Below are 8,996 nucleotides of genomic sequence, written 5' to 3' on the forward strand. Positions count from 1 at the left end.
CCGACGCGTTGGCCGCCCTGGGCGATCACGCGGCCGCCCGCGCCGCTGCCACCCGCGCTGCCGGCCTGTCTGCCGACCCGGCGGTACGCGCCTTCCTGCTCGGCCGCCATCGCGGCTGAGGCAGCCGTTCAGGGCGTTTCGCCGGGCGCCACCGTCATCACGTCCTGCCAGTCGGGGTGCTTCGCATATTGGGCGCGGACATAGGGGCAGAGCGGAATGATGTGGAAGGGCGTGGCCCGGGCATCGGCAATCAGCGCGTCCACCAGCGCCCGCGCCGCGCCGGTGCCGTGCATCGCCTCGGGCGCTTCAGTGTGATCGGCGCTGATCAGGCCGGGGCCGCGGTGGGTGAAGACCAGCTCGGCCTCGGCATCAATACCGGCCACCCGCGCCACATATCGGCCATGGCGGGGCCCGTCATCCTTGGTGATAATGATGTCAGCCACAGCCGCTGCTCCTATTTTGCTGGAAAGATTTTCTCGCCATCCTGATGGCTTGGCAAGCTGGCGGGCGCGGCCCACAACAGCGTCATCCCCCATCAGGAGAATTTCGATGAGCGATTATGTGCCCCCCAAGGTGTGGACGTGGGACAAGGAGAGCGGCGGGCGTTTCGCTGCCATCAACCGTCCCATCGCCGGCCCCACCCACGACAAGGACCTGCCGGTCGGCAAGCACCCGATCCAGCTTTATTCGCTGGGCACGCCCAACGGCGTGAAGGTGACGGTGATGCTGGAAGAACTGCTGGCCGCCGGTCACAGCGGCGCCGAATATGATGCCTGGCTGATCAACATCGGTGCCGGCGACCAGTTCGGCTCGGGCTTTGTCGCGGTCAATCCCAACAGCAAGATTCCGGCCATGGTGGACCGCTCGACCGATCCGCCCACCCGCATCTTCGAAAGCGGCGCCATGCTGATCTATCTGGCGGAAAAATTCGGCGCCTTCCTGCCCACCAGCCTGCCAGCCCGCACCGAGGCCTTGAGCTGGCTGTTCTGGCAGATGGGTTCGGCGCCGTTCCTGGGCGGCGGCTTCGGCCATTTCTATGCCTATGCCCCCACCAAGCAGGAATATCCGATCAACCGCTATGCCATGGAAGTGAAGCGGCAGCTGGACGTGCTCGACCGGCACCTGGCGACCAATGCGTATATGGCCGGCAGCGAATACAGCATCGCCGACATGGCGATCTGGCCCTGGTATGGCGCGCTCAGCCTTGGCCTGCTCTACGAAGCCGGCGAATTCCTCGATGTGGCGAGCTACACCAATGTCATCCGCTGGACGAAGCAGATCGGCGAACGCCCGGCGGTGAAGCGTGGCCGCATGGTCAACCGCGTCTATGGCGAGCCGTCGAGCCAGCTGCACGAACGCCACGACGCCAGCGATTTCGACACCAAGACCCAGGACAAGGTGGCCAAGCAAGCATGAGCAGCGACAGCGCGATCCGCCAGCCATCCGACATCGGCCCGCCGGGTTCCCTGCCCGACAGCCTGGCCCAGCGGCGGATCGCGCGCTTTGAACCTGGCCATGCGGTGATCGAATATGAAGTGCTGCCCGCCATGTGCCACAGTGGCGGCATTGCCCAGGGCGGCTTTGTCGCCGGCTGGATCGACGCCGCCATGGCCCATGCCGTGATGGCAAAATATGGCTTTGACCGGGTGCCGATCAGCCTGGAGATCAAGGTCAGCTACTTCGCGCCGGCCAACCCCGGCCGCGTGCTCGCCGAAGCCTGGATCGAAAAGGCCGGCGGCCGCACCGTTTTCGCCGAAGGCCGGCTGACGACGGTGGACGGCAGGATATTGGCCAAGGCGAGCAGCACCATCAGCCTGATCGATGTAGCGAAGGTGGCGGCAAAAATGGTGTGAATGGGGGTTGACTTTTGTACCATATATGGTACGCAACATGTGTTTGGATTTGCTATCCAAGCTACTAACCGAATCTCACGGAGGAGAAACACCATGAAGCAGGCTGCTTCTGCAGTCCGAATCCGGAGTCTCGCATGTTCCCCCTCGTCTTCTACCGCACTCCAGCCGGTAACGATGTTGTCCTCGATCTGATCCGTTCCTTTGACCCTGCCGACCGGCGCACCATCGGCGAGGATTTAAAAACCCTGCAAATGCGCCATCCGCTCGGCCTGCCGCTGAGCCGACCATTGGGCAAGGGCTTGTCTGAGCTGCGCAGCAGCTTGCCTTCTGGCCGCGAGTTTCGCCTGTTCTACTGTTTCGACCGCCGAACATCGCACCTGATCGTGCTGCATGGCTTCATCAAGAAGAGCCAGCAAACGCCGGACAAGGAGATGCGCATCGCCCGCGATCGGCAACAGGAGTTTACCTGAAGGTTCTGCCATGACCAGCCCGCCCACTCCCCGCGATCCGTCCGGCTTTACCAGTCTTGATGACTGGCTTGACGGAGAGGGTTTTCGCGACGAGGTCACGCTTGCCGCCACCAAACGCGTCGTGGCGCTACACCTGGAGGACGCAATTGCCGCTGCCGGCATCACCAAGTCCGCACTTGCGGCTGCTATGGGCACAAGCCGCAAGCAACTGGATCGACTGCTCGATCCCAACGAGCATAATGTCACCCTCCTGTCTCTGGCCAAGGCTGCGCAGCAGGTTGGCAAACGGCTGAAGGTGGAACTGGTCGACTGATCATTCCGCCTTGGTGATGTCGATCCGGATGCTCACCCAGGTCCCCACCTGATACTCGCCATTCACCCGCGGCGGCTTCACGCGGAACTGCCAGGAGGCCTCGTTGACGGCATAGCCGAGGCCCGAGCCGGGCGTTTCGCCGATCGGGCGGCAGTCTTCCACCCGGAAGCGCGGCGCGGTGCGGCAGGCGATCAGGCCAAAGCTGCCGGCGCCGGCAAAACGCGCCTTCTGCAGATAGAAACGCAGTTCGGCATCGGTCGGTTCACGAAACCAATCGGCGGCATACATCTTGGACCCATCGGGCGCGACGCCCACCACCGCGCTGTCGGGCGGGCCGGCATCAGCCATCTGCGCCGGCGCCGGATCGGGTTGCGGCACCTTCTTCAGATCAAAGCCCAGCAAGGCCGGATCGCCAAAGCTCCATTTCGCCGGCGGCGCATTGGGCACCGTCACCATTGGCTTGGGCTGCGGGTTGCTGGGGGCTTTCTGGGCCTTTTGCTGCTGCGGCTTTGGCCGGGCGCGCTGCGGGCTGGGCGCGGCGACGTTGAAGGCCGTGATGCTGGCCACGCCCGGCTTGCCCTTGGGCTGCGGCGGCGCCAGCAGCAGCAACAGCAGGATCAGCGCGATGTGCAGCGCGATGACCAGCAGCAGCACCGGCACGCGCCGCCGCGCCGCCCACAGATCGCGCGGGAGGGTGAGGTATCCGGCCGGAACCGGGAGGAAGGCGGGCGCGTTCACAGGGCGATGGCAGGCGGGGGATGCCCTCCATAGGCTGCACCGACCCTGAACGGCTAGGGCCTGAACTCATTAAATCTGCAGGCCGGCATGGCCCGGAGGAGCGATATGGCTAGGCGCGGGCGCGCTGGGCAACCCATCGAAGTAAACTTCGATGGGGCCCTTGGCGGGGCTTCGCCCCCCGGCAAGCGACCGCAACGACGCCATATCGCTCCTCCGGGCCACCCTTCGGGCGAAGCGAGGAAGGCCGATAGCGCGCTCGTTCGATTGCCAGATAGCGCTGCTATCTGGCTGCACTCACTCACTCCTCTCGCCCTTCCTCGTTTCGTGACGGCCTGCAGATTTAATGAGTTCAGGCCCTCAGTCGAGATTTGGCCGCAGCAACTGGGTGGCGCGTTCGCGGCTGACGCCCAGGCGGGCGGCATAGTCGAGCAGCTGGTCTTCCCCGATGCGCGCCACGCCGAAATAGGCGCTTTCGGGATGGGCGAAGTAAAATCCCGACACCGCTGCCGTCGGCCACATGGCGAAACTGTCGGTCAGCGTGATGCCAGCGCGCGCCTCCACGCCCATCAGGTCGAACAGGTGGCGTTTCAGGCTATGCTCCGGGCAGGCCGGATAGCCGGGCGCCGGGCGGATGCCGGTGTAACGCTCGCGGATCAGGTCCTCGTTGCTCATCCGGTTGCCCACCTCGTGGCCCCAGATCTCGCGGCGCACGCGCTCGTGGAGATATTCGGCAAAGGCCTCTGCAAGCCGGTCAGCCAGCGCCTTCAGCAGGATGTCGTTGTAATCGTCATTGCCGGCCTTGAAGCGGGCCAGCTGCGCGTCGATCCCCTCACCGGCCTGCACGGCGAACCCGCCCAGCCAGTCGGCGTCCGGGTGGATGAAATCCGCCAGGCACATGTTGGCGCGGCCATCTCGCTTGGCGATCTGTTGGCGCAGGAACGGCAGGCGCGCGATCGGCTTGCTGCGGCCTTCGTCGGCAAAGATCATGACGTCGTCACCCTCGCGCCGCACCGGCCAGATGCTGATCACGCCCTTGGGGTGCAGCCATTGCTCCGCCACGATCTGCTTCAGCATGGCCTGCGCGTCGGCAAACAGGCTGGAGGCGCTCTCCCCCACCACCGCATCGGTGAGGATCGCCGGATAATTGCCGTGCAGTTCCCAGGCGCGGAAGAACGGCGTCCAGTCGATATAGGGGATCAGCATCTCCACCGCGACATCGTCGATGGTCATCGTGCCGGTGAAATTGGGCTTCACCGGCGGGTGCGCGGCGAAATCGGGGGCATAGCCATTGGCCCGCGCCTGTTCCAACGGCACCAGCGCCGACTGGCCAGACCCCGCGCGCTGGATGCGGATCTTCTCATATTCGGCCGCCGTCTCGGCAACCAGCGCGTCCTTCAGCGTGTCTGACACCAGCGTGCCCGCCACGCCCACGGCGCGGCTGGCATCCAGCACATGCACCACCGGGCCCTCGTAGGCCGGCGCGATCCTGAGCGCGGTGTGGACGCGGCTGGTCGTCGCCCCGCCGATCAGCAGCGGCATGGTCATGCCGGCGCGCTGCATCTCGCTCGCCACATGCACCATTTCATCCAGGCTCGGCGTGATTAGGCCCGAAAGCCCGATCATGTCCGCCTTTTCCCGCACCGCCGCATCCAGGATGGTCTGCGCCGGCACCATCACGCCAAGATCGATCACCTCGAAATTGTTGCACTGGAGGACGACGCCCACGATGTTCTTGCCGATATCGTGCACATCGCCCTTCACGGTTGCCATGATGATGCGGCCCTTGGATGAGGAGCCGACCTCCTTCTCCGCCTCGATGTAGGGCAGCAGGCAGGCCACCGCCTTCTTCATCACGCGGGCGGATTTCACCACCTGTGGCAGGAACATCTTGCCGGCGCCAAACAGGTCGCCCACCACGTTCATGCCGGCCATCAGGGGGCCTTCGATCACCTCGATCGGGCGCACAACGGACTGACGCGCTTCCTCGGTATCGGCCTCGACAAAGGCGTCCACGCCCTTGACCAGCGCATGTTCCAGCCGCCGGGCGACTGGCCAGCTGCGCCACTCCTCGGCAGCCGGGTCCGCCGCCCTTGCGGGGCCGCCCTTGAACTTGTCCGCCACCGCGAGCAGCCGATCGGTCGAGTCAGGCCGGCGATTGAGCACGACATCCTCGCACAGCTCGCGCAGTTCGGGATCGATGGCGTCATAGACGTCAAGCTGCCCGGCGTTGACGATGCCCATGTCCATCCCGGCCTGGATGGCGTGATAGAGGAACACCGAGTGCATGGCCCGGCGCACCGGTTCATTGCCGCGGAAGCTGAACGACAGGTTGGAGACGCCGCCCGAGATATGGGCGTGCGGGCAGCGCTTCCTGATCTCGCGGGTGGCCTCGATGAAATCGACCCCGTAATTGTTGTGCTCCTCGATGCCCGTCGCCACCGCGAAGATGTTGGGATCGAAGATGATGTCCTCCGACGGGAAATCGATGCCGGTCAGCAATTTGTAGGCGCGCTCGCAGATCTCCACCTTGCGGGCGGCGGTGTCGGCCTGGCCCTGCTCGTCGAAGGCCATCACCACCACGGCCGCGCCATAGCGCAGGCATTTCCGCGCTTGTTCGAGGAATATCGCCTCGCCTTCCTTCATGCTGATCGAATTGACGATGCCCTTGCCAGCCAGGCACTTCAGCCCGGCCTCGATCACCGTCCATTTTGACGAGTCCACCATCACCGGCACACGGGCGATATCGGGTTCGGCGGCGATCAGGTTGAGGAAGGTGACCATGGCCGCTTCGCTGTCGAGCAGGCCTTCGTCCATGTTGACGTCGATGATCTGGGCGCCATTCTCGACCTGTTGGCGCGCGACTTCCACGGCAGCGGTGTAATCGCCGTTCAGGATCAGCTTCTTGAACGCCGCCGATCCGGTGACATTGGTGCGCTCCCCGATGTTGATGAAGCTGGCGGTCGTCATGCGGCAAACCTGTGGGCTTCCAGCCCCGACAGGCGCAGCGCCGGTTCGGGATGGGGAATAGTGCGCGGCGGCAGGCTGGCGACCTGGCGGGCCATGGCAGCGATATGCGCCGGCGTGCTGCCGCAACAGCCGCCAACGATGTTGACCAGGCCTTCATCGGCCCAGCCACGGATGAAGCCGGCCGTCGTCTCCGGTTGCTCGTCATAGGCGCCCAGATCATTGGGCAGGCCGGCATTGGGATAGGTGAGGATCAGCGTGTCCGCCACCTTGGCCAGCGCCTGCACGTGCGGGCGCAATTCGGTGGCGCCGAACGAGCAATTGAGGCCGACGGCCACCGGTTTCACGTGGGCGATCGAGTGCCAGAAGGCCTCCACCGTTTGCCCCGAAAGATTGCGGCCCGACAGGTCGGTGAGCGTCATCGACAGCATCACCGGCACCTCATGGCCACGGGCGTCGGCGGCTTCCGCTGCGGCAAAGGCAGCGGCCTTGGCATTGAGCGTGTCGAACACCGTTTCGATGAGGATGAAGTCCACCCCGCCATCGAGCAGCGCGTCGATCTGCTCGCGATAGACGTCCTTCACGCCATCGAAGGTGACTTCGCGATAGCCTGGGTCAGACACGCGCGGGGACAGTGACAGCGTCTTGTTGGTCGGCCCCAGTGCGCCGGCCACCCAGCGCGGCTTGCCATCGGCAGCGATGGCGGCGTCCACGCACTGGCGGATGATGCGCGCGGCGGCCAGGTTGATCTCGCGCACCCGGTCCTCCATGCCATAATCGGCCTGGCTGATGCGGTTGGCATTGAACGTGTTGGTGGCGAGCAGATCGGCCCCGGCAGCGATATAGGCGTTGCAGATGCCGGCAATCGCGTCCGGGCGGGTGAGGTTCAGGAGGTCGTTGTTGCCCTTCTGGTCGTGATTGCTGGGGATATCGCCGGCATAATCACGGGCGTTCAGGCCCAGGGCCTGGATTTCGGTGCCATAGGGCCCGTCCTTGATCAGGATGCGGTTGGCGGCAGCAGCGCGCAAGGCGTTGGCGGCAGTGGTCATGCGGAAACCTCTCCAGCCGGCCGCACGCCAAGCAGATGGCAGATGGCGTAGGACAGTTCGGCCCGATTGAGTGTGTAGAAATGGAAATGGCGCACGCCGCCAGCATAGAGCCGCCGCGACATTTCGGCGGCGACCGTGGCGGCGACAAGCTGGCGGGCCGACGGCTTGTCATCCAGATGCTCGAACAGGCGGCCCATCCACGCCGGCAGGTGCGTGCCGCAGCTCAGCGCCATCTTCTTGAGGTTGGCATAATTGCTCACCGGCAGGATGCCCGGCACCAACTCCACATCAAGTCCGGCCGCGGCCACCCGGTCGCGGAAGCGGAAGAAAGCGTCAGGCTCGAAGAAGAACTGGCTGATCGCCCGGCGCGCGCCGGCATCGATCTTGGCCTTCAGCGCATCCAGATCGGCCTGGGCGCTGGCGGCCTCCGGGTGGGTTTCGGGATAGCAGCTCACCGAGATCTCGAAATCATGCCGGCGTTTCAGCGCCGCAACCAGTTCGGCGGCGCTGGCATGGCCGCCGGGCACGGGCTGGAAGCGCGTTTCACCGCCCGGAGGATCGCCGCGCAATGCCACGATATGGCGTACGCCGGCAGCCCAATAATCATCGGCAATGGCATCCAGTTCCGCGGCCGTGGCGTTCACGCAGGTCAGGTGCGCGGCGGCGGGGATCGGCGTGTCCTTCACGATGCGCGCCACCGTGGCGTGGGTGCGCTCGCGCGTCGAACCGCCGGCGCCATAAGTGACCGAAAAGAAGCGCGGCGCCAGCGGCACCAGCGTTTCCACCGCCTGCCACAGCGATTCCTGCATCGCCGGCGTCTTGGGCGGGAAGAATTCGAAGCTCACCGCCAGGTCGCCAGGCAGATCGGCAAACAGCGGCCGCTCCACGGCGCGGGCGGCTTCGGTCATCTGGTTGAGCGTCAGGTTCATCTCGGCTTCTCCGCCAGCCAGATCGTCACGCCCAGCTCGTCCGGGCGGCTTGCCGGCAGCCGGCTGGCAACCTGGCCCGCCAGGCCAGCGGCCGCCATCCAACCCAGCACCGCCTCGTCGGCGAAGCCCAATCGCAGGTGGCGGCGCTCCACGCGCAATTCCTCGCGGTTGTGCGGCATAAGATCGATCACCAGCAGCCGGCCAGCGGGGCGCAGCACGCGCGCCGCCTCGTCGATCACGGCGGCGGGATTGTCGGCATAATGCAGCACCTGGTGCAGCAGCAGCGTGTCACAGGCGGCACCGGCCAGCGGCAGCTGGTACATGTCGCCGGTCTGCACCCGTGCCGCGGTCAGGCCCGCTGCATCCAGCCTGTTGCGGGCGATGCGCAGCATTTCGGGGTTGCGATCGAGGCCAAGCACGCTCGTCGCCTGTCCGGCCAGCAGTTCGATCATGCGCCCGGTGCCGGTGCCAACATCGACCAGATCACCCAGGCTGCCTGTCCCCAGCGCCGCGCGGATCGCGGCTTCCACGGCCGCCTCGCTGCTGTGCAGGGAGCGTTCCTGCTGCCATTCGCCGGCGTGGGCGGCAAACCAGCTGTCCACTGCTGCCGCCCGGTCGGCCCGCACCACGGCGAGCCGCGCGCGATCGGCGGCGCCCAGGTCCGCGCTGCCAGGCAACTT

Annotated in this window: 10 protein-coding genes; 4 read left to right on the forward strand and 6 right to left on the reverse strand. The window is 65.6% G+C overall.

Translation table 11 applies throughout. The features are described 5' to 3' along the window. Positions 1 to 128 precede the first annotated feature (128 nt). On the reverse strand, positions 129 to 443 hold the full coding sequence (locus GJ693_RS11245) for a GNAT family N-acetyltransferase (protein WP_197042134.1): 315 nt from the start codon (positions 441 to 443) through the stop codon (positions 129 to 131). 106 nt (positions 444 to 549) lie between these two features. Between GJ693_RS11245 and yghU the strand changes: the two genes are divergently transcribed. The 4 genes from yghU (at position 550) to GJ693_RS11265 (ending at position 2,636) form a co-directional block, all read left to right on the forward strand. Beyond that, positions 550 to 1,416, forward strand: coding sequence for a glutathione-dependent disulfide-bond oxidoreductase (yghU, locus tag GJ693_RS11250; protein ID WP_156256398.1), 867 nt, complete (start codon positions 550 to 552; stop codon positions 1,414 to 1,416). Beyond that, positions 1,413 to 1,853: a PaaI family thioesterase gene (locus tag GJ693_RS11255; RefSeq protein ID WP_235902836.1), complete on the forward strand. Its 441-nt coding sequence runs from the start codon at positions 1,413 to 1,415 to the stop codon at positions 1,851 to 1,853. The genes yghU and GJ693_RS11255 overlap by 4 nt, the downstream gene beginning before the upstream one ends. A 134-nt stretch (positions 1,854 to 1,987) precedes the next feature. Continuing rightward, positions 1,988 to 2,323 carry a type II toxin-antitoxin system RelE/ParE family toxin gene (locus GJ693_RS11260; protein WP_156256399.1) on the forward strand — a complete coding sequence of 112 codons (336 nt, stop codon included), beginning with the start codon at positions 1,988 to 1,990 and terminating at the stop codon, positions 2,321 to 2,323. A gap of 10 nt (positions 2,324 to 2,333) precedes the next feature. After that, positions 2,334 to 2,636 carry an XRE family transcriptional regulator gene (locus GJ693_RS11265; protein ID WP_156256400.1) on the forward strand — a complete coding sequence of 101 codons (303 nt, stop codon included), beginning with the start codon at positions 2,334 to 2,336 and terminating at the stop codon, positions 2,634 to 2,636. Here the strand turns inward: GJ693_RS11265 and GJ693_RS11270 are convergent, their stop codons facing one another. From GJ693_RS11270 to GJ693_RS11290, 5 genes are all read right to left on the reverse strand, one after another. Further along, a complete protein-coding gene (locus GJ693_RS11270) occupies positions 2,637 to 3,374 on the reverse strand; it encodes a hypothetical protein (RefSeq protein ID WP_156256401.1) in 738 nt (245 codons plus the stop codon). A gap of 357 nt (positions 3,375 to 3,731) precedes the next feature. Further along, positions 3,732 to 6,341 carry a methionine synthase gene (gene metH, locus GJ693_RS11275; protein ID WP_156256402.1) on the reverse strand — a complete coding sequence of 870 codons (2,610 nt, stop codon included), beginning with the start codon at positions 6,339 to 6,341 and terminating at the stop codon, positions 3,732 to 3,734. Then, the gene (locus tag GJ693_RS11280) at positions 6,338 to 7,387 is read right to left on the reverse strand and encodes a homocysteine S-methyltransferase family protein (protein ID WP_156256403.1); all 1,050 of its coding nucleotides are present in this window, start codon (positions 7,385 to 7,387) and stop codon (positions 6,338 to 6,340) included. Before GJ693_RS11280 ends, metH begins: the two co-directional genes overlap by 4 nt. Further along, entirely contained in the window at positions 7,384 to 8,316 is a 933-nt protein-coding gene (gene metF, locus GJ693_RS11285) for a methylenetetrahydrofolate reductase [NAD(P)H] (RefSeq protein ID WP_197042135.1), read from the reverse strand. Before metF ends, GJ693_RS11280 begins: the two co-directional genes overlap by 4 nt. Beyond that, positions 8,313 to 8,996 (reverse strand): class I SAM-dependent methyltransferase (locus GJ693_RS11290; protein WP_156256404.1); only part of this gene is annotated, 684 nt, incomplete at its 5' end. The genes metF and GJ693_RS11290, both read right to left, overlap by 4 nt.

It is taken from the genome of Sandarakinorhabdus oryzae (assembly GCF_009733735.1).
GTDB classification, from domain to species: Bacteria; Pseudomonadota; Alphaproteobacteria; order Sphingomonadales; family Sphingomonadaceae; genus Sandarakinorhabdus; species Sandarakinorhabdus oryzae.